Consider the following 23577-nt stretch of genomic DNA (forward strand, 5'->3'; position numbering starts at 1 on the left):
TAACTATGGCGACTGGGGAGCTGTTGAGGCGGGCTGTCCGGCGGCATCGGGGCCGCATGATCGCGGGCGTACTGGCGCTGTCGCTGCACCAGGCGACCGAGGCGGCGGTCCCGGTGGCGATCGGTCTCTTCGTGGATCGCGCGGTCGCGACCGGGCAGGTCCAGCCGCTGCTGTGGTGCGTACTGATGCTGGTCGTGCTCTTCGCCGTGCTGTCGAACGCCTGGAAGACCGGGGCGCGACAGGTGGTTCGTGCGATCGAGTACGAGACGCACCTGCTCCGGCTGGAGATCGCACAGCGCGTACTGGACCCCCGTGGTCATCGGACCGGGCTCCGGTCGGGTGAGTTGTTGTCGATCGCGACCTCCGATGCGGAGAAGGCCGCGCTGGTGATGCGGGGCGTGTCGATGGGCGCGGCCGCGTGTACTGCGCTGGTCGTGTCGTCGGTGTCCTTGCTCCTGGTCGACGTACCGCTGGGGCTTGGGGTGCTCATCGGCGTACCGCTGCTGGTGCTGGGCATTCAGGCGCTGTCACCGCTGCTGACCCGGCGTACGTCCAGTCAGCAGGAGGCGGTTGCTCAGACGACTGCACTGGCGACCGACCTGGTCAGTGGACTGCGGACGCTGCGGGGGATCGGAGCGCAGCACAATGCGGCTGAGCGGTACCGGCGATCCAGTCAGGCCACGCTGCGGGCCACCCTGCGTGCTGCATCGACGAACGGTCTGCAGGACGGTGTGACGACCGCACTGAGCGGATTCCTGCTGGCTGCGGTGGCTGGTGTGTCCGGGTGGTTTGCGTTGAACGGGCGGATCACGATCGGCGAACTGATCACCGTGGTCGGGCTGGCGCAATTCGTGGCGGAACCGGTGGCGACGCTTGGGTACGCCAGCCAGGTGATCGCGCGGTCACGTGCTTCGGCGGAACGGCTCGCCGGCGTGCTCTCTGCGCCGCCGCTGATGGTCACGGGCACCTCTACCGCTGTCGACGCGGAACAGCCGCCGCTTGTGTTGGAAGAGGTTTCGCACGGGACGCTGGCGTCGCTGAGTCTGGCTGTCCGGCCGGGTGAGTCAGTTGGGGTGCTCTGCTACGACCCGCGGGATGCGGATGCGCTGCTGGCTGTCGTGGGTGGGCGGGCACCTGAGCACACCGGGTCGGTACTGGTTGGTGGCACCGTGCTTGAAGACCTGGATGTTGAGCTGCTGAGGCGGACTGTGCTGCTGGAGCGGCATGAGACGGACCTGTTCGAGGGGACGCTGCGCAGCAACCTGCTGGTGGAGTCACCAGCTCTGGAACGGGTGATGGTCGCCGCGGGTGCTGCTGATCTGCTGGATGAGCTGGATCGGCCGCTGGCCGACCGGGGTCAGTCGCTGTCCGGTGGGCAGCGGCAACGGCTTGGTCTGGCCCGTGCACTGTTGGCCGAACCGCCGCTGCTCGTGCTGCATGATCCGAGTACGGCCGTGGATGCAGTGACCGAGGAGCTGTTGGCGGAGGGGCTGGCCGCGGAGCGCGCCGGGCTGACCACATTGGTACTGACGAGCAGTCCCGCGCTGCTGGGCAAGATGGATCGGGTCGTCGTGATCGCGGGTGGTGCAGTGGTTGCTGAGGGCATCCACTCCGAACTGGCCGAGACCGATCCGGTGTACCAGGAGGCGGTGCTGCGATGAATCTGCTTCCTGTTGCGGGTCCGCGCGCGACGTGGTCCGTACTGTGGCAAGAGCTCCGCAAGCGGCCGTGGCTGTCCTTGCTGGCGGCCCTGGTGATCACTGGAGCCAGTGTGGCCGGCCTGGTGGCGCCATGGGCGCTCGGTGCATTGGTGGATGCCATCGCGGGCGGTGGCGACAAGCACGCGATCGTACGCGTCGTGCTGATGATCGGACTCGCTGCCGCGCTGGGCGGTGTACTGACTGCACTTGGTGTCACGCTGGTGGCGCGGGTTGGTGAGACCGTACTGGCGCGGATCCGGGAGCGCGTACTGGATCGGGTGCTGCAGTTGCCGGCGCCGACGCTGGAGAAGGTACGGACCGGTGACCTGCTCTCTCGGGTCGGTGACGACGTGGCGTCCGTGGCGTCTGCACTGACCGAGGTGGGCCCGTCCGTGCTGGGAGCGGCGTTGACGATCCTGCTGACAGTGGGCGGCATGTTCGCGCTCGACTGGCGGCTCGGTCTGGCCGGGTTGCTCGCCGTGCCGATGTACTTCCTCGCACTGCGCTGGTACCTGCGCCGATCGGCCCCGTACTACAAGCAGGAACGTGTCGCGATGGGCGAACGCTCCGAGGCGATCATCGCGTCCTTGCGAGGCAGTGCCACCGTCCGCGCGTACCGGTTGGAGAATCGGCAGCTGCGCAAGATCGACGAAGCTTCCGGGGTCGCGCGGGACATCTCGATCCGGGTCTTCCGGCTGTTCAGCTCCTTCTCGGCGCGGATCAACCACGCCGAGTTCACTGGGCTGACGGCGATCCTGGTGACCGGGTTCTTCCTGGTCCGGGCGGACTCGGTCAGCATTGGTGCGGTGACAGCGGCGGCGTTGTACTTCCACCGGTTGTTCAACCCGGTCAACGTCGTGCTGATGGAGTTCGACCAGATCCAGACTGCTGCCGCGGGCATGGCGCGGTTGGCCGGCGTACTGGAGATCGAACCGGAACCGGCTCCTGCCCGTGCGACTCCGCGGGACTCGTCGCTCGAGCTGCAGCAGATCAGTCACCGCTACGACGGGCCAGAGGTTCTCACTGACGTTTCACTGCGGCTGGAGCCGGGAGAGCGGGTCGCACTGGTCGGTGCGAGTGGTGCGGGGAAGACCACGCTGGCAGCGATCGCGGCCGGCGTACTGCGGCCGTCTGCGGGTGCGGTGCGACTCGGCGGAGTGGAGCTGGGGGAGCGGCAGGTAGCACTGCTCAGTCAGGAAGTGCATGTGTTCTCTGGACCGCTGGTCGATGATGTACGCCTCGCGCGCGCCGATGCCACTGATGCGGAGGTCGAGAGCGCGCTGGAGCGAGTTGGCGCACTGTCGTGGGTGCGTGCTTTGCCGGACGGTCTGGAAACAGTTGTGGGTGAGAACGGGCATCAGCTGACCGGTGCGCAGGCACAGCAGTTGGCGTTCGCTCGGCTCGTACTCGCGGACCCGCCTGTTGCCGTACTGGATGAGGCGACTGCTGAAGCGGGCAGTGCGGGTGCGCGTGAGCTGGAGCGGGCGAGTGCGGCTGCTACAGCAGGGCGTACGACGCTGATCGTCGCGCACCGACTGACCCAAGCGGAGCAGGCGGACCGGGTCGTTGTCATGGACCACGGGCGGGTGGTCGAGTCAGGTACGCATGCGGAGCTGCTGGCGCGTGGTGGGCGGTACGCGCAGCTGTGGACGAGTTGGACGGGTACTAAGTCGGGTCAGCCTGGTCAGCCAGCAGTGCGAACGACACCAGCCAGTGCGTCGACATGAAGTCCCCGCCGGTGACAGTGGGCAGTACTGCCTCGACCTGACGGTCCGCACCGGCACGCAGTACGTCGGCCACGTCCGGGAGCGCCGGTGCGATCGTCCGGAGCTGCCAGGCGCGCGACAACGCCAGCCCACCTAGATGCGCCAACTGCCCGTCACCCGAGTCATCCGTCACTGGCACCTCTAGCAGGTGCAGGTGCTGTTCCTTGCCCAGGCCTGGGAGAAACGCCGTTAGCCAGCTGGCGAACTCTGTGGCCGGTAGCACGCGTCGCATCAATTCCGCTTCAGACAGAGCCGGTGACAGGAAGTCTGTGCCGGATGGCTCGAAGCGGGTGTCGTACGCGGTGTCGGCGCCGTACCACTCGATTGAGCGCGCTCGAACCGCTTGCACCACATCAGCCCGGCCGAGCTCGCCGTACGCCTCGTGGAGCAGTGCGAGCGCGAACGCCGAGTTGAGATGAGCGCCGTGCCGCACCGGGTACGCCTGCTTCGGTAGCCATGCCAGCACCAGATCCGCGATCACCTCACCTAACGGCTGGAGCGCCGGCGCCCATTGGGTGTCGCGGGCGGCCGCAACCAGCATGGCGGCCCACGCCCAGCCGTACGGCCGCTCGTACGCAGGGCGCTCGCGTAGGTACGCGGCTTCGACAGCGATCGCGTCCGGGGTGAGCCGCTGGTTGAGGAGGTCGATCGGGCGCTGGTCCGGCACTAGCGTGAGCAGCCGGACCAGCGACCACTGCATGTGTGCACTGGAGTGCCAGTCGTACGAGCCGTGGAAGGCAGGGTGCAGCCGCTCCGGGGTCACATCGACGTCCTCCGGACCTCTTGACGCGTGCGCGCTGCCGTACGGGTACTGCGTGTCGAGGACCTCGCAGGCGATGCTCGCCCAGGCTGCGTACTCCATGGGTCTCCTTAGAACGCGAAGAAGTACATCAGGACGATGTTGCAGCCCAGTAGCGGGACAGCGGTCGGGATCTGCGCTTTGATCGGCCCGTACTGGTCCTTCATCTGCAACAGCGCCGCAGGTACCAGATTGAAGTTGGCTGCCATCGGCGTACACAGCGTGCCGCAGAAGCCGGCCAGCATGCCGATCGCGAACACCACAGCCGGAGTGCCGTCGAACTGCTGCACCAACAGCGGCCAACCTACTGCGGCTGTCATCACCGGGAACGCGGCGAACGCGTTGCCCATGATGATGGTGAAGACAGCCATGCCGATGCAGTACAGCGCGACCGCCGCGATCAGCGAGCCTTTGGGTACGAGGTGATCGGTGACTCGGCCGACCGCCTTGCCGACGCCGGACGCGTTGAACAACAACCCAAGGGTGGCCAGCATTTGCGGCAGGATCGCGGTCCAGCCGATGTGCTCCAGCAGCCGCCGTCCTTCGTGCATCGGAATGGCAGGTGACTGCATTGGATTCTTTCCCCACCCCACCGCCCCGGTCTGGGGCCTGAGCAGCGTCATGCCCACGATCAGCGCGAGGATCGACGCGACGCCGAGGCCGATGATGGTCGCCGAACCGGACTGCAGCAGCAGGCTGCCGTCGCCGAGCTTCACGTTGGCCAGCCACGCGCCGAACAGCGCCGCGACGACCGGGATCACCAGCGCGGGCAAGAACAGCTTGTTGCCGAAGCGGTCGGCGAGGTGTACGCGCTCGGCCGGCGTGGTCGTACGCTCCGCGCCCTTGCCGGGGAAGCCTGAACCGGCCAGAACGGCGAGACCGATGACCGCGATGCCGAGCAGCCAGGACGGAGCCTGCTTGTTCACCACGAAGGTGCCGTAGCCGAATGAGACCCCGAGGATGCCCCAGTACGCGGCACTGCCGAGCCGTTTCGGGTTGCTGCGATCGTTGAGCACCTGCAGCGCGATCACGACGAAGAAGAGCCCGCACAGCCAGTAGAACCACTCGACCTTGATCATCGCGCGGTCTCCTTCTCGGCCTTGAGCTCGCCGGCCAGCTTGTCGAGCTTCCGGTCCAGCAGGAGCAGGCGAGTGCCGTGGATGAGCAGGGCGCAGATGCCGGTCGGGATCGCCCAGACCGCAATGTCGATGGCCTCCAGGTGCAGGCCGTAGGTGGCGTCGACGAAGCCGGTGATCAGCAGGATCGAGCCGATCGCGACGAAGATGTCCTCGCCGAAGAACAACCCGACCGTGTCGGCGCTGGCGGCGAACGCCTTGATCTTCTCCTGGACCTTGTCTGGGAGCTTGCCGTAACGGCGTTCCGCGGCGCCGGCGGCCATCGGGTGGATGAGTGGGCGGACCGCCTGCGCGGGACCGCCGATGCTGGTGAGGCCGAGGGCCGCGGTGCCCTGCCGGATGAGCAGGTACACGGCAAGCAGGCGGCCGGTGGTGACGACTGCGAGCTTGCTGATCAGCTTGCGGGCCTGATGCTGCAGGCCGTAGCGCTCGATCAGCCCGATCACGGGCAGCGTGACAATGAAGACGGTGACGGACCGGCTGCCGGCGAAGCCGTCACCGAACGCGTTCAGGATCTTGACCGGCGACAGCCCGCCGATCAGTCCGGCCACGATGCCGGCCGCGGTCACGACCAGCATCGAGTTGATCCGCAGTGCGAAGCCGACGACCACCACCGCGATGGCGAGCAGAACCCACATGGTTCCTCCCGGGGACGGAACGGTGTAGCTACGGGGAGAGATGTTCCGTTCACCATAAGAATTGTTGAACGATCCTGCAATAGATCATTCGAACAAGAACCCAGGACCTGCCGTGAGCGGCTGTGTGCGGCGGGGGTGGGTTAGGGGAGGCGCCAGTCGACCGGTGTGGCGCCCTGCTGCTCCAGGAGGGCGTTCACCCGGCTGAACGGGCGGGAGCCGAAGAAGCCGCGGTCCGCGGACATGGGGCTCGGGTGGGCGCTCTCGACGTACGGAGTGCTGCCCAGCATCGGCTTGAGGGTCTGGGCGTCGCGGCCCCAGAGAATGGCGACCAGCGGCCCGCCCCGCTCCACCAGCGCGCGGATGGCCTGCTCGGTGACGGACTCCCAGCCCTTGCCCCGGTGCGCGCCGGACTTGCCCGGCTGCACGGTCAGCACTCGGTTGAGCATCAGTACGCCCTGGTCCGACCAGGGCGTCAGGTCACCGTTCGACGGCGCCGGTACGCCGACGTCGGCCATCAGCTCGCGGTAGATGTTGGCCAGGCTGCGCGGGATCGGCCGTACATCAGGAGCCACCGAGAAGCTCAGTCCTACTGGGTGTCCCGGCGTCGGGTACGGGTCCTGGCCGACCACTAGCACCTTCACCTGGGCCAGCGGCCGCTGGAAGGCGCGCAAGACGTTCTCACCGGCAGGTAGGTACGAACGTCCGGCTGCAAGCTCGCTGCGGAGGAAGTCACCCATCCGCGCGACGGTCGTTTCAACCGGGCTCAACGCCTCGGCCCAGTCCGGAGCCACCAACTCAGCCAAACCCTTAGCAGTCACCCGCCACAGCATGCCAGGCGACGGAGTGCATTCGCGTACTGGCGTGCGGTGTACTGCTGCACTTGGCGGGTGAGTGGACCGCCCAGGCGGGTGTACCAAGTGCCTGCGCGGCTGTACGCGCGGATGGTGATGTGTACGCCGTCGGTGTCGCGGGTGACGGCGAATGACTCCTCACCGGAAGCTGGATGACCTTGCAGCGTTCCGTACGCGAAGCCGATGCGGTCTGGTTCGTCGACTGTCCAGACGACGCGACAGGGCACTGGCAGACCCAGCAGGCTCAATGGCGACAGCGTACGCAGCCGGTTGAGCAGGAGGCCGGCGGTCATGCGGGCCAGTGCGTTGGTGCCGATGCGCGGTGGTGTGTCGGTCGCGCGCACCGGCAGCCCGGCGCCACGGTGCATGCGCCACTGCATCAGCCCGTCACTGGCCCGCTGGAACACCTCGTCCCCGGCACCGAGTAGCTCGCGGTGCTCGAGCCGGTGGTACCCCTCCGGCGTCTTGTCGTACCGGGTCGAACCCACGGCGTCGTAGGTGAACCGCAGGTTCGCCAGGTCCTCCAGCTTCATCGGACTCTCCCGTACCTCCTGGACTAGCTGCTCTTCAGACCGGACGTGTTGTCGGCCTTGATCGCGTCGAAGAGGGCCTTCGCCTTGGCGGTGTCCCACTTGACGGCTACGCCGCGGCCGCCGCCGAGGTGGTAGTTGTCGTTGCTGATCGGGACAGTCAGGGTGACGCCACCGCTGCCGGAGATCGCTCGCATGCCCCGGGCGAACCGGATGAAGTCGAACAGGCTCATGTCCTTGTCGACGGTCAGCGCGTCCACGCCCTTGGTGGCGACGCTGTAGTAGCGGAACGGGTTCAGGAAGGTGGATGGCGAGCTGGCCTTCTTGGCGATCGCGCCGACCATCTCCCGCTGCCGCTGGACCCGGCCGAAGTCGTTCTGGCCGTCCGCGTGCCGGGACCGCACGTAGCCGAGTGCGTTGACGCCGTCCAGGTTCTGGCAGCCGGCCGGCAGATTGATGTGCGCCAGCTTGTCGTTCATCGGCTTCGGCAGGCACATGTTGATCCCGCCGATGCTGTCGATCACGGACGCGAAGCCGCCGAAGCCGACCTCGACGTAGTGGTCGATCCGCAGCCCGGTGGTGTTCTCGATCGTCTCGATCAGCAGCGCCGGGCTCTTGTTGAACGCCGCGTTGATCTTCTGCCGGCCGGACACGCCGGGGATGTTCACCGCGCTGTCCCGCGGGATGCTGATCAGCACGGTCGGGCCGGACTTCGGGACGTGCATGAGCATGATCGAGTCGGTCCGGGCCGGTCCGGCGTCGCCGCCGGTGTGCAGCCGGGCCCGCTCCGCGCGGCTGAGGTTCTCCCGGGCGTCCGACCCGACCATCAGGTACGTCGTCCCCGGCGTCTCGGCCGGCCGGGTGCCGGTCGGCATCGCCTCGATCTTGTCGATCCGGCTCCACGCGTACAGCGGGACCGCGATCAGCATGAGGACGAACAGCAGGACGATCAGTCCGACGGTCCGGAGGAACCAGTTGCGCCGCTTCTTCGGCTTCCGCGCCGAAGGCCGTGGCGACCGGTCCGCGTATCGCGGGTCGATGGGCTGCGTTTCACTCATGCCACGACCGTATCGGTGCCGGGCACCGGACACGTCACCCCACTGAATGGTTTTACACGTCCGAAAGTAGCCGGCGCCTCCCTCAAAGGGAGGAAATCGGCCCGGAGAGCGAACCAGATCGCCGGAACGCGACCGGTGACATCCCAACCCTGGTGGCGAACAGGCGGCTGAAGTACGCCGGATCGTCGTACCCGACCCGCCGGGCGACCGTGGCGACGGAAAGATCCTCCTCGGCGAGCAGAACCTTTGCATAGCTGAGTCTCGTACTCAGGATCAGTTCTTGCGGAGTTGAACCTGTGGTACGGCGTACTGCCTCGCGTAGCTCTCGCACGGTCAGTCCGAGCGCTCTGGCGTAGTCCTGAATGCTCATTGGCGTACAGGCCAGTTCGGCGAGCTGTACTGCCACTCCATCGGCGGGTGTCGTTCCGGCTTCACCGATGAGGTCATAGAGGGCTCCGGTGAGTTGTACGGGGTTGTGCTGTCCGCTGAGGCGCAGGAGCTTCGCGAAAGCACGGTCGAGCGGGCGGGAGTCGCTGTACTGGCGGACTGGTTGGTTGACGTCGAGTTGGCCAAGTGCGGTGAGTGCATCGGTTGCGGGGCCGCTGAAGAGCGTCCACGCCTGGCGCCAGCGGGTGGCGGGGCGGTAGCCGTGTAGTACGCCGGGGAAGAGTGTCAGCAGTGCCGGTGCGCGTACTTCGTACAACTGGCGGTCTGGTCCGTGGAGTAGGTGGCCGCGTCCTTCTTTGAGCCAGACGAGTGCATGGCAGCCGAGAGCGCGTTCCGGGGCTGGTGTGGCGCCGTGTGTCTGTTCGCCGGCGCCCAGGCAGAAGAGTCCAAGTTCGCGCTCGAAAGCACCTGGGGTCAGGTAGATCGACCAGTTCGGCACCGTACAAGAGTCCAAGAAGTGTGGCGCGGTGTCCATTCCGTTCAGTGGCGTACGCGGGTGTCATGGGTGCTGTGCTGACTTCCAACGGATACGTGCTCGACGAAGAACGGTTGGGCGTACTGCAGGTCGTACCGGAACTGGAGCGATCGGATCGCGACGTACTACGGGCGCGGCTGATGCGGGACGGGTACTTGTACTTGACCGGGCTGCTGGATGCGGCGGTGGTTGAGCAGTTTCGCGAGTACTACTTCCGGTTGACGGGTGCTGCGACGGATCGGGCCTCGTACCGGAAGGTGCTGTTCGAGGAGATCGTGCCGGGGCCGGAGTACGCCGCCTTCTGTGCGCAACCGGCTTTGAAGGACTGGTTCGGGTGGTTCCTGGGTGGTGAACCGTTCCTGCATCGGCGGAAGATCATCCGGCAGACGGCGCCCGGTGAGAACGGCATCGGTACGGCGACCCAGGCGCACTACGACCTGGTGTACCTGCGGGAGGGGAGTGACCAGGTGTTGTCGGCGTGGATTCCACTGGGCGACTGTCCGGTCAGCCGCGGCGGACTGGCGTACTTGGAGGGCAGTCACCACCGAGTGCTCGCGGACGAAGCTGCCGGCCGGCTGAAACGGCCTGCGGCTTCCATGACCGCCGACCTGCCCGCGCTGGCGACCGAGTACGACGCCAACTGGCTGGTGGCGAACTACTCAGCTGGGGACGTCGTCATCCACACCGCCCACACCATCCACGCCGCACTGGACAACGTGTCCACCGAGATGCGGTTGTCGACCGACATCCGGTACCAGCGCTCCGACGACGCCATCGATGCCCGCTGGCAGTACCACTGGCACGACCGGGACGGACTCTGAGACCGGCTTCTCGCAAACGACAATCATTTCGTTTAAGATGCTCGGAACCGTGAACCGAGTCGGAGGAGCATTCGTGAACCGGAACGAACTGATCAGTGGCGTGGCGGAGCAGGCGGGCATCCCGCGGAACCAGGCCGAGCGGGTGCTGGACGCACTCGGCGACGTCGTCACCGACGCGATCCAGCGCGGCGAGAAGGTGTCGCTGACCGGGCTGCTCAGCATCGAGCGGGTGCTGCGCGCGCCGCGGACCGGGCGCAATCCGCAGACCGGTGAGCCGTTGTCGATTCCGGCCGGGTACTCGGTGCGGCTGTCCTGCGGGAGCCGGCTCAAGGCGGCGGCACGCGGGGGCGTACGCCAGGCCGGCTGATTGGGCTCCTGGGGGACGTGCGAGTGGCTGTGGATAAGTCCGGGCCTGGCCGTGGCGAACCGGGTATGTTCGCTGGCAGCAACTCGACACGGAGCAAGGGGTCAGGATGACAGCAGGAATCGACGGCGCGGGAGCGGCCGGCGCGGTGCGGCCGCAGGACGACCTGTACCGGTTCGTGAACGGGGCGTGGCTGGCGGAGCACGAGATTCCCGCGGACAAGGCGATCCACGGCGCGTTCCACGCGCTCTGGGACACCGCCGAGCAGGACGTCCGCGCGATCGTCGAGAAGACGGTCGCGGCCGGGCATCCGGCCGGCAGCGAGCCGCGGAAGATCGCCGACCTCTACACCAGCTTCATGGACACCGAGACGATCGAGCGGCTGGGCGCGGCCCCGATCGCCGATCAGCTCGCGCTCGTCCGGAGCGCCACCGACGCGTCCGCGCTGGCCGGGGTGCTCGGGCAGCTGGAGCTGCAGGGCGTGCCGGGCGTCTTCCACTACTGGGTCGACGCCGACGCGAAGAAGTCCGACGAGAACATCGTGTATCTGACCCAGGGCGGCCTCAGCCTGCCCGACGAGTCGTACTACCGCGAGGACAACTTCGCCGAGCTGCGGACGGCCTTCGTGGCGCATGTGGCGAAGATGCTGGAGCTGGCCGGCGCGGCCGATCCGGCCGGTGCCGCGGCGCGCATCCTGGAGCTGGAGACCCGGCTCGCGGGCGCGCACTGGGACCGGGTGAAGGACCGTGACGTCCAGCTGACGTACAACAAGCTGGACCGAGCTGGCCTCGAGGAGCTGACGCCCGGGCTGGAGTGGAAGACCTGGCTGGCCGGCGCGGGCGTGCCGGAGAGTGCGTTCGCGGATGTCGTCGTCCGCGAGCCGGACTTCCTGACTGCCGCCGCGGCCGCGCTGCAGGAGATCGAGCCGAGCCGGTGGCAGGAGTGGCTGACCTGGCGGGTCGTGCACAGCGCCGCCCCGCTGCTGAGCCAGGCCTTCGTCGACGAGAACTTCGCCTTCTACGGCAAGACCCTGACCGGTGCGCCGGAGCTGCGCGACCGGTGGAAGCGCGCGGTCGGCTCGGTCGAGCAGGCGCTCGGCGAGGCCCTCGGCAAGCTGTACGTTGCCGAGCACTTCCCGCCGGACGCCAAGGCCCGGATGGTCGACCTGGTGCAGAACCTGGTCGCCGCGTACCGGCAGCGGATCGAGGCGCTGGACTGGATGGGTCCGGACACCCGGCAGCGGGCGCTGGAGAAGCTCGGCACCTTCGTGCCGAAGATCGGGTACCCGGACGAGTGGAAGGACTACTCGGCGCTCGAGGTCGACCCGGGTGACCTGTTCGGCAACGTCCGCCGCTCGGTCGCGGTCGAGACCGAGCGCGACCTGGCGAAGCTCGGCAAGCCGGTCGACCGGAACGAATGGCGGATGACGCCGCAGACCGTGAACGCGTACTACAACCCCCGGATGAACGAGATCGTCTTCCCGGCCGGCATCCTGCAGCCGCCGTTCTTCGATCTGGCCGCCGACGATGCCACCAACTACGGCGCGATCGGCGCGGTGATCGGGCACGAGATCGGGCATGGCTTCGACGACCAGGGTTCGCGGTACGACGGCGACGGCAACCTGAACGACTGGTGGACCGACCAGGACCGGGCCGCGTTCGAACAGCGCACCGACAAGCTGGTCGCGCAGTACGACCTGCTGGAGCCGGCCGAAACCCCTGGCCAGAAGGTGAACGGCAAGCTCACCCTCGGCGAGAACATCGGCGACCTGGGTGGGTTGTCGATCGCGTACGTGGCCTATCAGCTGTCGCTGGACGGTGCCGAGGACGAGACGATCGACGGACGCACCGGCAGCGAACGCTTCTTCGCCGCCTGGGCGCACGCCTGGGCCACCAAGACCCGCCCGGAGGAAGCCGCCCGCCGCCTGACCATCGACCCACACTCCCCACCGGAGTTCCGCTGCAACGCGGTGGTGAAGAACATCGACGAGTTCCACACCACCTTCAGCACCACCCCCGAAGACGCCATGTGGCTAGCCCCCGACGACCGCGTCCGCATCTGGTAACTCCAAAAGCTAAGGCCCGCTGGTCGCGCGCCGCCGCCCGCCACCCGGCGGGCGCGGTGCCGGTGAGCGTGGTGCCGGTGAGCGTGGTGCCGGTGAGCGTGGTGCCGGTGAGCGTGGCGCCGGTGAGCGCGGTGCCGGAGAGTGTGGCGCCGGCGGGTGCGGTGCCGATGAGTGGCGGTGCCGGCGGGCGCAGCGCCGGCGGCGCGGTGCCGGTGAGCGCGGTGCCGGTGGGTGTGAGGCCGGTGGGTGTGGTGCCGGAGAGCGTGGCGCCGGCGAGTGCGGTGCCGGAGAGCGTGGCGCCGGAGAGTGTGGCGCCGGCGGGTGTGGTGCCGGAGAGTGACTGTGGTGAGCTGATCGGTCGCTACTTTGCTGGCAAGGCGAGGTAGCGACCGAGGGGTTTGACGATGGCAGGTGTTCGGAAGGCGCTGGGGTTGGTTGCCGTGACGGTGACCATGACTGTGACCGGTGCGCTGGCGGGGTGCTCGGCCGGTGGTTCGGGGGTGGCTCAGTCCCCGGCGGGCGGGAACACCACGCCGGGGCAGACCACGGCGGGGCAGCCGACGGGTGGACAGTTGACGCCTGGGCAGATTGTGCCGCCGGCGTCGGTGCCGGCGAGTTCGGGGGCTTCGGCGGGGTGGCAGGGGACGGACCCGATCGGGTTGCCGAGTGATTCGGTGACGCCGACGGGAGCTCCGGCGACTGTTCCCGCGCGACCGACTGCTCCGGCACGGCCGACTACTTCTGCGCGGCCGACTTCGCCGGCGGCGTCGGCGGGTGCGGGTGGGGTGTCAGGTGCGGTGGTTCGTGCTGCGATGGCTCGGACGGTGGAAGTGAAGCAGCCGGCCGTGCATTTTGTGCCGAGCGGGGTGCGGGCGACTGTTTCGGATGGTGGTGCCGGGAAGCTCACCGCGGTTGTCGGTACGCGCTCAGGTGCCGCAGATGGTGGCGGACAAGTTGTGTTCTTCTTCCACGGCAACAAGTTCGTCGGGTGGGACGGGGACACCGAGACCACCGGGGTACAGCGGCTGGCCGGCAGTGGTGCTGGGGCTTTCACGATCCGGTACACGCATTACGCGGCCGGCGACCCCGCCTGCTGTCCGTCACTCGCACCGGTGACGATCCATTGGAACTGGCAGGACGGCGACGGCTTCGCCCCCAGCGGCGGCCCCCGCCCCCACCTCGGCACCCCGGTAGCCATCCGCCTCAACTCATAAGCCCGACGTACGCACCCCATCGAGCCCCACCGCCCACACCAGTCCAGCCGTCCCGACCAGTCACCGGGAAGGGCCGCCGGTGGTGGGCGGCCGGCCCGGGCCACACCGCCCACTACCGGCGGTTGCATCACCCACCGCTATCTCCACCGGACGCTGGCGGTCACACCGCGCACTGCCGCTCGCACCGGCCGCGGGTGGTTGCACCGCGCACTGCTGCCTGCACCGGGCGCGGGTGGTTGCACCTGGCACTGTCGCTCGTACCGGACGCGGGTGGTCGCACCGCGCACTGCCGCTCGTACCGGGCGCGGGTGGTTGCGCCGGGCACTGCCGCTCGCACGGGGCGCGGGTGGTCGCACCGGGCACTGCCGCTCGCACGGGGCGCGGGTGGTTGTGCGGTGCACTGCCGCTCGCACGGGGCGCGGGTGGTTGTGCCGTGGACTGCCGCCTGCACGGGGCGCGGGTGGTTGCGCGGTGCACTGCTGCCTGCACCGGATGCGGGTGGTCGTCGTGCACTGCCGCTCGCACCGGGCACTGCCGCTCGCACCGGGCGCCGGCGGTCGCACCGGGCGCGGGCGGTTGAGCCGTGCATCACCGCGCGCGTGGTTGTGGGGTGGGGGTGGTGGGGTTAGGGCGCCATCCAGGTTTGGATTTCTTCGATGGTGCGGGGCATGGCTTTGGAGAGGCTTTCGGGGCCGGTTTCGGTGATCAGGATGTCGTCTTCGATGCGGATGCCGATGCCGCGGAGGTCTTCGGGGACGGTGAGGTCGTCGGACTGGAAGTAGAGGCCGGGCTCGACTGTGAGGACGTAGCCGGGCTGCACCGTGCCCTGGCGGTAGGTTTCGTTGCGGGCCGAGGCGCAGTCGTGGACGTCCAGGCCGAGCATGTGGCTCACGCCGTGCAGGGTGTACCGCTGGTACAGGCGGCTCTCCGGGTCCAGTGCTTCCGCGGCCGGCACCGGCAGCAGCTCCATCGCGTCCAGGCCGTGCACGATGACTTCCATCGCCGCCTCATGCCCGGCACGGAACGCTGCCCCGGGCGTGAGCGCCGCGATGCCGGCGTTCTGCGCGTCCAGGACCAGCTGGTACAGGTCGCGCTGGCGGGGCGTGAACTCACCGTTCACCGGCAGCGTACGCGTGATGTCGGCGGTGTAGAGCTGCCGGTTCTCCACGCCCATGTCGAGCAGCATCAGCGTGCCGTCGTCGACCGTGCCGTCGTTCTCGATCCAGTGCAGTGTGGTCGCGTGCGGTCCGGCCGCGGCGATCGACGTGTACCCGACGTCGTTTCCTTCGGCCCGGGCGCGCCGCCAGAACGTACCTTCGATCCAGCGCTCGCCGTACTTCCGGACCTGGTCCATCTCGGCCAGCACGTCGGAGAATCCGCGGTGCGTGATCGCGACCGCGTCCCGAAGCTGCTCGAGCTCGTACGCGTCCTTGACCAGCCGCAGCTCGGACAGCGTCGCGGCGAGCTCGTTGTCCTTCAGATCGTCGGTCTTGGCGCCGCTCAGCAGCGACGCGATCGACTGGTCCTCGGCGCGGCGGACCCGGGTGGGTACGTCGCCCTTCAACGCGTCGGCCAGCTGGTCGACGTGCCGGGTCTCGATGCCGAATTCCTTCGCGGTCTCGGTCAGCGACGGACGGCGGCCGGCCCACAGCTCGCCGTACATCCGGTCGCGCCAGAACTCCTCGCCCTGGCTGCGGTCGGCGCGCGGGCGGAAGTACAGCACCGGGTCGTGGCCGGTGGTGCCGTTCGGCTCCAGGACCAGGACGGCGTCGGAGGTCTGGTTGCCGGTCAGCCACACGTAGTCGGTGTGCGGGCGGAAGACGTAGTCGGTGTCGTTGGACCGGACCTTGTAGGTGCCGGCCGGGATGACGAGCCGCTCGCCCGGGAACGCCTGCGACAACGCGTCCCGCCGCTTCGCCGCCCAGCCGCCGACGTCGGCCAGGCCCAGGTCGTGCCGCTCGGAGTCGGCCCAGCCTGCGTTCATGAACGCCCGCAACTTCGGACTCGGCTCGTTGTCATGCGAAGCCGTCTTCGGCGCGGAACTCTCGGCGCCGGTCTCAGCAGCGCCCGTCTCAACAGCGCCCGTCTCAACAGCGCCGGCCTGAACAGCAACGTCGGCAGCGTCGGTGGCAGAAGCGGTGGTGTCCGCGGTGGTGTCGGTCATCCTCGACCAGTCCTCGTTTCAACCCTGGGTGTGCAGTTGGTCTCCGCGGAGGGTGTCCGTGTCGGGCAGTGCCTCGGCGGGGTCCGAGCCGATGCGGGTGATCGCATTGTGCTCGTCCACGAAGACTACGCTCGGCTCGAAAACCTTTGCCTCGGCCGGGTCGAACAGCCCGTACGCGATCAGGATGACCAGATCGCCCGGGTGGATCAGGTGTGCCGCCGCGCCGTTGATGCCGACGACGCCCGATCCACGCGGGCCTTCGATCAGGTACGTGGACAACCGGTGACCGTTGGTGATGTCGACGATGTCCACCTTCTCACCGGGCAACAGATCGGCCGCCGCCATCAGCTCGGCATCCAGCGTGCACGAGCCGACGTAGTTCAGATCGGCCTGCGTCACCGTCGCCCGGTGCACCTTCGACTTCATCAGTTGCCGCCACATGCGGGTCATCATCCGGCGGCAACGGCACCTTTGTCAGTGGCCGTCATCACGGCCGCCGGAAACCAGCTCCGGCTCCCGCGGCGGAGCCGGCGGTTGCGTACGCAGCGAGTCACCTTCCACGTCGACGCGCGGCAGGATCCGGTCCAGCCACCGGGGCAGGGACCAGGCGCGCTTCCCGAGCAGTGCCATCACCGCCGGGACGACCGTCATCCGGACCACGAACGCATCGATCAGCACCGCCAGCGCGAGTCCGAAGCCCATCTCCCGGATCAGGGTCTGATCGGACAGGATGAACCCGGAGAACACCGCGATCATGATGATCGCGGCCGCCGTCACCACCTGGGCACTGTGCGCGAACCCGTCGACCACAGCGGCCTTCGGTGCCGCGCCGTGGACGTGTTCCTCGCGCATCCGGGTGACCAGGAAGATCTGGTAGTCCATCGCCAGCCCGAACACCACTCCGATCAGGAAGATCGGCAGCATGCTGATCACCGGCCCGGTCTGCCCGGTGATCCCGAAGAGGCCGGACAGCCAGCCCCACTGGAATACCGCCACCAGCGCGCCGAAGGTCGCCGCCACGCTGAGCAGGAACCCGAGAGTCGCCTTCAACGGGACGAGCAGCGACCGGAACACCAGCGTCAGCAGCAGGAACGCCAGCCCGACGATCAGGGTCAGGTACGGTACGAGCGCGCTGCCGAGCTTGTCCGAGATGTCGATGCCGATCGCGGTCGCGCCAGTGACCGCTACCTCGGCGCCGTCGTGCCGCGGCAAAGTGCGGATCGACTTCACCAGGTCGCTCGTCTGCGTGCTACTCGGGCCGCTGCCCGGGATGACCGTCAAGATCGCGGTGTTCCCGGCCGGGTTGAAACGCGGCGGTGAGACCACCTTGACGTCCGGCAGGTCCCGGATCGCGGCCGCGGTGTTGGCGGCCGCGCTCGTCGGGCTGGCGGCCTTGCCGGCGTCGACGACGACGATCAGCGGGCCGTTGAAGCCGGGGCCGAAGCCTTCGGACAGCAGGTCGTACGCCTTGCGCTGGGTGGAGTCGGGCGCCGCGGTGCTGTCATTCGGCAGGCCGAGCTTGAGATCGGTCGCCGGGATGGCCACGATGCCGAGGCCGATCACGGTGACGAGCAGGACCACCAGCGGGCGCTTGGTCACGAACCGCACCCACCGCCGCCCGACGGTGACCCGCTCAGCTTCCTGAGCAGGCAGCCCGTCCGGCACAGCCGCCAGTCCTCCAGCCGTCCGCGCGGCCGTCCCGCGCCGGCTCCGCAGCCGGGCCAGCCGCCCGGAGAAGACCTTGGGCCCGGCGAACCCGAGCAGGGCGGGTAGCAGCGTCAGGGCGATCCCGACCGCGATGATCACCGTGAACGCGGCCGCCAGGCCCATCTGGGTGAGGAACGGGATGCCGACGACGAACAGCCCGCCCAGCGCGATCACCACGGTCAGCCCCGCGAACACCACCGCGGACCCGGCCGTGCCGACAGCCCGCCCGGTCGCCTCCTCGGGTTCGAGACCGGTGCTCAGCTCGTGCCGGTACCGCGACATGATGAACAGCGAGTAGTCGATCGAGACCGCGAGGCCGATCATCAGCGCCAGGATCGACGTCCCGGAGCCGATGTCGACGAAGCCGCTGAGGGCCGTGATCGCGGTGACGCCGATCCCCACCCCGATGATTGCCGACAGCAACGGCAGGCCGGCCGCGACGAGCGAGCCGAAGGTGAGCAGCAGCACGACCGCGGCGACGCCGATGCCGATCACCTCGGTCAGGTGTTGCGCGCCACTCGGCTGCAGCGCCTCCCCGCCGTACTCGACGGTGAGGCCGGAGGCCCGCGCCGGCGCGATCGCGGCCTCCACCGCGTCGTTGGCCTCGGGTGCGACCTCGGCGGCGCGGACGGTGTACGCCACCTGGGCGTACCCGGTGCGGCCGTCCGGTGAGATCGCCTTCGCGGTGAACGGGTCGACGACGTGGGCGACCTGTGGCGTGGCGGCGATCCGGGCCAGCGTCTGCTTCACCTGTGGGTTGTCGGCGAGCTTCTGGCCGGCCGGCGCCTGGAAGACGATCCGGGCGGTCGCGGAGTCGGCGCCGGCCTGGGGGAAGCGGTCGTGCAGCAGGTCGGCGGCGCGCTGTGATTCGGTGCCGGGGATCGAGAAGCCGGCGGCGGTCGGCCCGGAGAGGGTGACCGCGCCGGTGACGCCGGCTGCCAGCAGCCCGAGCCAGATCAGGACGACCAGCCGGCGCCTGCGGAAGGCGAAGCGGCCGAGCCGGTAGAGGTAGGTAGCCATGCTTTCGATACTCCCGGCGCGACACCGTCCTCCGCGTCGCCCGATCGCGGACACCTGTCCGTACCGCGATCGCCGTACCCGGCTACTGCGACTGCGGTACGCCCGGTCGTACCAGGCCGGTCTGGTACGCGAGTACCACGAGCTGCGCGCGGTCGCGGCAGTCGAGTTTCATCATCGCCCGGTTGACATGCGTCTTCGCGGTGGACGGCGACAGCACGAGCCGCTCCGCGATCTCGTCGTTGGACAGGCCGAGCGCGACCAGGCCGACGATCTCGCGTTCGCGCTCGGTGAGTACGTCCAGCACCGTGGGACCGGTCGGCCGGCTGGGTGTGGGTTCGGCCAGGAAGCGGTTGATCAGCCCACGCACGGCCTTCGGCGACAGCAGCGCGTCGCCGCGGGCAACCACCCGGATCGCATCGATCAGCTCGGCCGGTTCGACGCTCTTGCCGAGGAACCCGCTGGCACCGGCCCGGATCGCCTCGAAGACGTACTCGTCCACCTCGAACGTGGTCAGGACCAGTACCTTCACCCCGGCCAGCGCCTCGTCCGCGGTGATCAAGCGGGTCGCCGCGAGCCCGTCCAGCTCCGGCATCCGGATGTCCATCAACACCACGTCGGCCCGCTCGCTGCGGGCCAGCTCGACCGCCTCCCGCCCGTTCGACGCCTCAGCGACGACCAGCAGGTCCGGCGCCGAGCTCACCAGCACCCGGAACCCGCTCCGGATCAGCGTCTGGTCGTCCGCCAGCAACACCCTGATCGTCACTCATCACTCCTGTCTCCAAAGGCAAAACTGCACGGACCGCGAACCCACCGGCCGGCTCCGGTCCGGTCGTCAACCGGCCGCCAACAGCGGCAACCCGCTCCCGCATGCCAACCAGTCCGTGGCCCGCACCTATATGAGCGACGGTGGCGGTAGCAGCGCGTCCGGTGTCAACGACGGACAGACTGAGAGAGCCGGGCCGACGGGTGATGGTGACCTGAGCCGTGGCACCAGGGGCGTGTTTCAGCACGTTGGTCAGTGACTCCTGGATGACGCGGTACGCGGTGAGCTCGATGACATCCGGCAGCGCACCAAGTGCTTCCGGCCGATCCCACTTCACCTGCACCCCAGCTGCAGCGAAGGACTTGATCAGTGCATCCAGGTCCTGCAGCGATGGAGTCGGTGCGGTCGGTAGTGGCGAACCAGAGCGCCGCAGTACGCCCAGCAGTACGGTCAGCTCTTGTAGGACAGTGCGGCCGCCCGTACGGACCAGTGCGAGCGCGTGCTCCGCTTCAGCCGGTTGGGTACGAAGCACATGCGCCGCGACGCCGGACTGTACGTTGATCAGTGCGATGTGGTGGGCGATCACGTCATGGAGTTCGTGGGCGATGCGCAGCCGCTCCTCCGTGACCCGGCGGTGCGCCTCCTCGTCACGGGACTGCTCGGCCCGTAGCGCACGTTCCTCCAGCTCACGCAGGTACGCCCGCCGGTACCGCGTCGCTTCGCCGATCGCCGCGCCGAACAGCACCACGATCCCGTTCATCAGGTTCGCGAACAGTTCGCCACCGGCGTACCCGGCTGCTGCGACAACGGTGACCGCCATCACGGAGACGATCGCCACCGCGCGCGTACGCCGCTCGGTCCGCATCACGACCATGTACGCCGAGCAGGCCATGAACAGCCCGATCGGGCTCTTGGCCTGCTGCGTGATCGTGTACGTGATCCCGACCGCACTGGTCAGCGCGAGTGACGTCAGGGGGAACGGGCGGCGCAGCATCATGAACACCCCGCCGGCGGTAATCAGCACGGTGCCGGACAGCGTCAGTGCGACCTGTCCGTGCAGCCGGTGTCCCAGCGTGATGCCGGTGATGACCATGATCGCAAGGGCCAGTACGCCGTCCACCAGTAGTGGCGGCACTCGCAGGCCCCGCCACCGCTGTGACACCGCGTCCATGCCATTCACAGTACGTGACCCTGCGCCGCCGCGCGTCGTCCTGCGGCCGTATCCGGGCCCTACCGCAGCCGCGGTACTACACAGCTGAGGCCTGAACAGCGAGTTCGCGGAGCGTCTCGTACCGCTGCCGGAGCGCTGCGACTCGCTCGGCCTCCGCCGGCACCGGCGTGAGGTGCTCGCCGCCGGGCGACGGCGACAGGCCGAGCGCGACTGCCGCTGCGCCGCGGGCGCCGACCTCAGGCTCGGCGCAGACTGTGGTCGGCCGGTCGAACGTGGCCGTCAGGCAGCGACGCCACCACTCCGACGCGTCGATCCCGCCGCCGCCGAGAACCACATCCAGCTTCCGGCCGAACAAGGCGTCCAGCTGCCGCAAACCGCGGTCGATCTCCAGCGACGCGCCTTGGAGTGACGCGGCGAGCAGGTCCGCCGCGGTGTCGTCGAAGGACAGGCCGAAGTATACGCCCGAGCCGCCGGGGACGGTCGCGGGCGGCCGGGTGCCGGCCATGAACGGGATGGCGATCGCGTGCGACGCGCCGATCTCGACGCCGGCCGGCTCGTCGGACTCCAGCTGCAGCAGGCCGGTCAGCCACGCGTGCAGGTTCCCAGCAGCGGAGAACGCCATGCCGGTCACGGCACGCTGATCATCGACCCGGTAGCGCCACAGCTCCCACGGCAGCTCCGGTGCGTCGTCGATCGGGTGTACGACGCGTACGGCGGCCGAGGTCCCTACTGTCACCGCGGCTGTGCCGATGTCGTACCCGCCGGTGCCGACGTTCGACGCCGCGCCATCACCGGTCGGCGGATGCACCGGTACGCCGACCAGACCAGGCCAGCGCCGGGCGTACTCGGCCGAGATCGTCCCGGTCCAGCCGCTCGCGACGATCGACGGCAGCCGATCGGGTTTCACCCCGGCGATCTCGAGCGCCTCGTCGTCGTACGCCCCGGTCGCGAGGTCGAGGGTCCCGGTGCCGGACGCGATCGAGACCGAGGCGACGCGTTCGCCGGTCAGCCGCTCCAGGACGAGATCGGGCAACCCGGCGAAGGCGGCGGGCGAGCCGGCGGCGAGCAGCCAGGGAATCCGCCGGGTCCAGTAGAGCCGGTGCAGCCAGGCGCCGGTCCGGGCGTGGAAGGCTCGCTCGTCGAAGGAAGTGCCTAGGTCAAGGTCGACGGTGCGGGTGTCGGCCCAGGTGATCACCGGCGTGAGCGCGCCGCCCTTGTTGTCCAGGGCAACGATCGAGTGCCATTGCGAGGACAGCACGATCGCGCCGATCTCGTCCAGATGGCCGTTCTGCTGCAGTTCGTCCAGGCAGCCGAGCAGCCCTTCGACGTACTGGTGCAGATCGAGCGTCGCGGAGCCGTCGTGACCGTACGTAGGGGAGATCTTGTGCCGGGCGAGCGCACCGGGGATCGGGGCCGCGTCGGCTTCGGACAGGACGAGGGCCCGCGCGGACGACGTACCGAGGTCCAGGGCGAGGACCCGGCCGTCAGTCTTCGTCATGCAGTGCCCGCAGGAAGGTCTGCGCCCAGATGTTCACGTCGTGCGCGGCGAGGTGCTTGCGCATCGCCTTCATCCGGCGGCCGAGCTGGCGGTCGTCGGTGTTCATCGCGTCGACGATGGTGTCCTTCATACCGTTGATGTCGTGCGGGTTCACAAGGAAAGCTTGCCGGAACTCATCCGCCGCACCGGCGAATTCACTCAGTACGAGCGCGCCCGTGTCGTCGTACCGGCAGGCGACGTACTCCTTCGCGACCAGGTTCATGCCGTCCCGCAACGGCGTCACCACTGCCACATCGGCTGCCCGGAACAGCGCCGCCATCTCGGTCCGCGAGTAGGACGTGTGCAGGTAGTTGATGGCCGGCGTACCGATCTTGCCGTGCTCGCCGTTGATCCGGCCGACCAGCAGCTCGATCTCGTCGCGGAGCACCCGGTACTGCTCGACGCGCTCCCGGGAGGGTGTGGCGACCTGGATGAAGACGGCGTCGTCCACCGACACCCGCTTCTCGTCCAGCAGCTCGCCGAACGCCCGCATCCGTTGCCGGATGCCCTTCGTGTAGTCCAGCCGGTCCACGCCGAGCAGGACGTGCTGTGGGTTGCCGACTTCCTGCCGCAGCTCGGCCGCGCGGGCGGTGGTCTCCGGCTGGCGGGCCAGCTGTTCGAGTTCGCCGACGTCGATCGAGATCGGGAACGCCTTCGCCCGGACGATCCGGTCGTCGGGCAAGTGGATCCGGTCGCCGCGGGTCCGCAGGCCCATCCGGTTCCGGGCCAGCCGGGCGAAGTTCGAGGCGGCGCCGGGCCGCTGGAAACCGACCAGGTCCGCACCCATCAACCCGTCCAGGATCTGCCGGCGCCACGGCATCTGCGCGAACAGCTCGGTCGGCGGGAAGGGGATGTGCAGGAAGAACCCGATCCGTACATCCGGACGCAGCCGCCGCAGCATCGCCGGGACCAGCTGCAACTGGTAGTCGTGCACCCAGACGACCGCATTGTCGTCGGCAGCTTCCGCGGCCGCCTCCGCGAACCGGCGGTTCACCGCGACGTACGACTCCCACCACTCCCGGTGGAACTCCGGCGCCACGATCACGTCGTGGTACAGCGGCCACAGCGTCGCGTTCGAGAACCCCTCGTAGTACAGCTGCACGTCCTCGGCCGTGAGCATCACCGGGACCAGGTGCATCCCGTCGTTGTCGAACGGGTCCAGCTTCTCGTCCGCGCTGCCGGTCCAGCCGATCCAGGCGCCCTGGTGGGACTGCATCACCGGCGCCAGCGCGGTCACCAGGCCACCGGGGCTACGGCGCCACGCGGTGCTGCCGTCGGGCATCTCGAGTCGGTCGACCGGCAGCCGGTTGGCCACCACTACGAAGGAACTCCTACCGTTCGGCATTTTCAG

At 68.6% G+C, this 23577-nt stretch carries 20 protein-coding genes and 1 pseudogene; 6 read left to right on the forward strand and 15 right to left on the reverse strand.

What is annotated here, in order from left to right; all coding sequences use genetic code 11:
- Positions 1-5: 5 nt before the first annotated feature.
- Together ABD260_RS15275 and ABD260_RS15280 are read left to right on the forward strand one after the other, a co-directional pair.
- Positions 6-1661 carry an ABC transporter transmembrane domain-containing protein gene (locus tag ABD260_RS15275; protein ID WP_344234164.1) on the forward strand — a complete coding sequence of 552 codons (1656 nt, stop codon included), beginning with the start codon at positions 6-8 and terminating at the stop codon, positions 1659-1661.
- Entirely contained in the window at positions 1658-3427 is a 1770-nt protein-coding gene (locus tag ABD260_RS15280; RefSeq protein ID WP_344234165.1) for an ABC transporter ATP-binding protein, read from the forward strand. Before ABD260_RS15275 ends, ABD260_RS15280 begins: the two co-directional genes overlap by 4 nt.
- Here ABD260_RS15280 and ABD260_RS15285 read toward each other — a convergent pair.
- The 7 genes and pseudogenes from ABD260_RS15285 to ABD260_RS15315 form a co-directional block, all read right to left on the reverse strand.
- Positions 3366-4328, reverse strand: a complete 963-nt coding sequence (locus ABD260_RS15285) for a DUF2891 family protein (RefSeq protein WP_344234166.1) — start codon at positions 4326-4328, stop codon at positions 3366-3368. The genes ABD260_RS15280 and ABD260_RS15285 overlap by 62 nt on opposite strands.
- An 8-nt stretch (positions 4329-4336) precedes the next feature.
- Positions 4337-5344 (reverse strand): DUF979 domain-containing protein, encoded by a 1008-nt coding sequence (locus ABD260_RS15290; protein WP_344234168.1) that lies wholly within the window; start codon positions 5342-5344, stop codon positions 4337-4339.
- A 26-nt stretch (positions 5345-5370) separates the two neighbouring features.
- Positions 5371-6039, reverse strand: a pseudogene (locus ABD260_RS15295) (DUF969 domain-containing protein); the annotation flags it as partial.
- A gap of 140 nt (positions 6040-6179) precedes the next feature.
- Positions 6180-6869 (reverse strand): uracil-DNA glycosylase, encoded by a 690-nt coding sequence (locus ABD260_RS15300; protein WP_344234169.1) that lies wholly within the window; start codon positions 6867-6869, stop codon positions 6180-6182.
- Positions 6854-7423: a DUF1990 domain-containing protein gene (locus ABD260_RS15305; protein ID WP_344234170.1), complete on the reverse strand. Its 570-nt coding sequence runs from the start codon at positions 7421-7423 to the stop codon at positions 6854-6856. Before ABD260_RS15305 ends, ABD260_RS15300 begins: the two co-directional genes overlap by 16 nt.
- Positions 7424-7446: 23 nt before the next feature.
- Positions 7447-8478: an LCP family protein gene (locus tag ABD260_RS15310; RefSeq protein ID WP_344234171.1), complete on the reverse strand. Its 1032-nt coding sequence runs from the start codon at positions 8476-8478 to the stop codon at positions 7447-7449.
- Between the two features lie 82 nt (positions 8479-8560).
- A complete protein-coding gene (locus ABD260_RS15315; RefSeq protein WP_344234172.1) occupies positions 8561-9364 on the reverse strand; it encodes a helix-turn-helix domain-containing protein in 804 nt (267 codons plus the stop codon).
- A gap of 62 nt (positions 9365-9426) precedes the next feature.
- On the opposite strand from ABD260_RS15315, the gene ABD260_RS15320 reads away from it, so the two are divergent.
- The 3 genes from ABD260_RS15320 to ABD260_RS15330 all read left to right on the forward strand — a co-directional run bounded on the left by ABD260_RS15320 (position 9427) and on the right by ABD260_RS15330 (position 12650).
- Entirely contained in the window at positions 9427-10221 is a 795-nt protein-coding gene (locus ABD260_RS15320) for a phytanoyl-CoA dioxygenase family protein (protein WP_344234173.1), read from the forward strand.
- Positions 10222-10294: 73 nt separating this feature from the next.
- The gene (locus ABD260_RS15325) at positions 10295-10588 is read left to right on the forward strand and encodes an HU family DNA-binding protein (RefSeq protein WP_344234174.1); all 294 of its coding nucleotides are present in this window, start codon (positions 10295-10297) and stop codon (positions 10586-10588) included.
- A gap of 106 nt (positions 10589-10694) precedes the next feature.
- Positions 10695-12650, forward strand: a complete 1956-nt coding sequence (locus ABD260_RS15330; protein ID WP_344234175.1) for a M13 family metallopeptidase — start codon at positions 10695-10697, stop codon at positions 12648-12650.
- Here ABD260_RS15330 and ABD260_RS37580 read toward each other — a convergent pair.
- Entirely contained in the window at positions 12589-13005 is a 417-nt protein-coding gene (locus ABD260_RS37580; RefSeq protein ID WP_425553343.1) for a pentapeptide repeat-containing protein, read from the reverse strand. The two genes, ABD260_RS15330 and ABD260_RS37580, sit on opposite strands and share 62 nt — an antisense overlap.
- Positions 13006-13462: 457 nt before the next feature.
- Here ABD260_RS37580 and ABD260_RS15340 point away from each other — a divergent pair, with 457 nt between their 5' ends.
- Complete coding sequence (locus tag ABD260_RS15340) at positions 13463-13864, forward strand: LppP/LprE family lipoprotein (RefSeq protein WP_344234178.1); 402 nt, start codon at positions 13463-13465, stop codon at positions 13862-13864.
- A gap of 625 nt (positions 13865-14489) precedes the next feature.
- Here the strand turns inward: ABD260_RS15340 and ABD260_RS15345 are convergent.
- The 7 genes from ABD260_RS15345 to ABD260_RS15375 all read right to left on the reverse strand — a co-directional run bounded on the left by ABD260_RS15345 (position 14490) and on the right by ABD260_RS15375 (position 23571).
- On the reverse strand, positions 14490-16028 hold the full coding sequence (locus ABD260_RS15345; protein WP_344234179.1) for an aminopeptidase P family protein: 1539 nt from the start codon (positions 16026-16028) through the stop codon (positions 14490-14492).
- Between the two features lie 18 nt (positions 16029-16046).
- Positions 16047-16469, reverse strand: a complete 423-nt coding sequence (gene panD / locus ABD260_RS15350) for an aspartate 1-decarboxylase (RefSeq protein WP_344234180.1) — start codon at positions 16467-16469, stop codon at positions 16047-16049.
- 33 nt (positions 16470-16502) lie between these two features.
- On the reverse strand, positions 16503-18755 hold the full coding sequence (locus ABD260_RS15355; protein ID WP_344234181.1) for an MMPL family transporter: 2253 nt from the start codon (positions 18753-18755) through the stop codon (positions 16503-16505).
- Positions 18756-18837: 82 nt separating this feature from the next.
- Positions 18838-19518, reverse strand: a complete 681-nt coding sequence (locus ABD260_RS15360; RefSeq protein ID WP_344234182.1) for a response regulator transcription factor — start codon at positions 19516-19518, stop codon at positions 18838-18840.
- Positions 19421-20689: a sensor histidine kinase gene (locus ABD260_RS15365; protein ID WP_344234183.1), complete on the reverse strand. Its 1269-nt coding sequence runs from the start codon at positions 20687-20689 to the stop codon at positions 19421-19423. Before ABD260_RS15365 ends, ABD260_RS15360 begins: the two co-directional genes overlap by 98 nt.
- A 76-nt stretch (positions 20690-20765) precedes the next feature.
- Positions 20766-22187 (reverse strand): FGGY family carbohydrate kinase, encoded by a 1422-nt coding sequence (locus ABD260_RS15370; RefSeq protein WP_344234184.1) that lies wholly within the window; start codon positions 22185-22187, stop codon positions 20766-20768.
- Positions 22174-23571: an alpha,alpha-trehalose-phosphate synthase (UDP-forming) gene (locus tag ABD260_RS15375; RefSeq protein ID WP_344234203.1), complete on the reverse strand. Its 1398-nt coding sequence runs from the start codon at positions 23569-23571 to the stop codon at positions 22174-22176. Before ABD260_RS15375 ends, ABD260_RS15370 begins: the two co-directional genes overlap by 14 nt.
- Positions 23572-23577: the final 6 nt, after the last annotated feature.

Source organism: Kribbella hippodromi (genome assembly GCF_039531045.1).
Lineage (GTDB): Bacteria > Actinomycetota > Actinomycetes > Propionibacteriales > Kribbellaceae > Kribbella > Kribbella hippodromi.

Excerpts from the sequence above, each read along its gene's own strand:
- ABD260_RS15275 (WP_344234164.1), top strand. The coding sequence starts at position 6 with ATGGCGACTGGGGAGCTGTTGAGGCGGGCTGTCCGGCGGCATCGGGGC.
- ABD260_RS15280 (WP_344234165.1), top strand. The coding sequence starts at position 1,658 with ATGAATCTGCTTCCTGTTGCGGGTCCGCGCGCGACGTGGTCCGTACTG.
- ABD260_RS15285 (WP_344234166.1), bottom strand. The coding sequence starts at position 4,328 with ATGGAGTACGCAGCCTGGGCGAGCATCGCCTGCGAGGTCCTCGACACG.
- ABD260_RS15290 (WP_344234168.1), bottom strand. The coding sequence starts at position 5,344 with ATGATCAAGGTCGAGTGGTTCTACTGGCTGTGCGGGCTCTTCTTCGTC.
- ABD260_RS15300 (WP_344234169.1), bottom strand. The coding sequence starts at position 6,869 with ATGCTGTGGCGGGTGACTGCTAAGGGTTTGGCTGAGTTGGTGGCTCCG.
- ABD260_RS15305 (WP_344234170.1), bottom strand. The coding sequence starts at position 7,423 with ATGAAGCTGGAGGACCTGGCGAACCTGCGGTTCACCTACGACGCCGTG.
- ABD260_RS15310 (WP_344234171.1), bottom strand. The coding sequence starts at position 8,478 with ATGAGTGAAACGCAGCCCATCGACCCGCGATACGCGGACCGGTCGCCA.
- ABD260_RS15320 (WP_344234173.1), top strand. The coding sequence starts at position 9,427 with ATGGGTGCTGTGCTGACTTCCAACGGATACGTGCTCGACGAAGAACGG.
- ABD260_RS15330 (WP_344234175.1), top strand. The coding sequence starts at position 10,695 with ATGACAGCAGGAATCGACGGCGCGGGAGCGGCCGGCGCGGTGCGGCCG.
- ABD260_RS15340 (WP_344234178.1), top strand. The coding sequence starts at position 13,463 with ATGGCTCGGACGGTGGAAGTGAAGCAGCCGGCCGTGCATTTTGTGCCG.
- ABD260_RS15345 (WP_344234179.1), bottom strand. The coding sequence starts at position 16,028 with ATGACCGACACCACCGCGGACACCACCGCTTCTGCCACCGACGCTGCC.
- panD (WP_344234180.1), bottom strand. The coding sequence starts at position 16,469 with ATGTGGCGGCAACTGATGAAGTCGAAGGTGCACCGGGCGACGGTGACG.
- ABD260_RS15355 (WP_344234181.1), bottom strand. The coding sequence starts at position 18,755 with ATGGCTACCTACCTCTACCGGCTCGGCCGCTTCGCCTTCCGCAGGCGC.
- ABD260_RS15365 (WP_344234183.1), bottom strand. The coding sequence starts at position 20,689 with ATGGACGCGGTGTCACAGCGGTGGCGGGGCCTGCGAGTGCCGCCACTA.
- ABD260_RS15370 (WP_344234184.1), bottom strand. The coding sequence starts at position 22,187 with ATGACGAAGACTGACGGCCGGGTCCTCGCCCTGGACCTCGGTACGTCG.
- ABD260_RS15375 (WP_344234203.1), bottom strand. The coding sequence starts at position 23,571 with ATGCCGAACGGTAGGAGTTCCTTCGTAGTGGTGGCCAACCGGCTGCCG.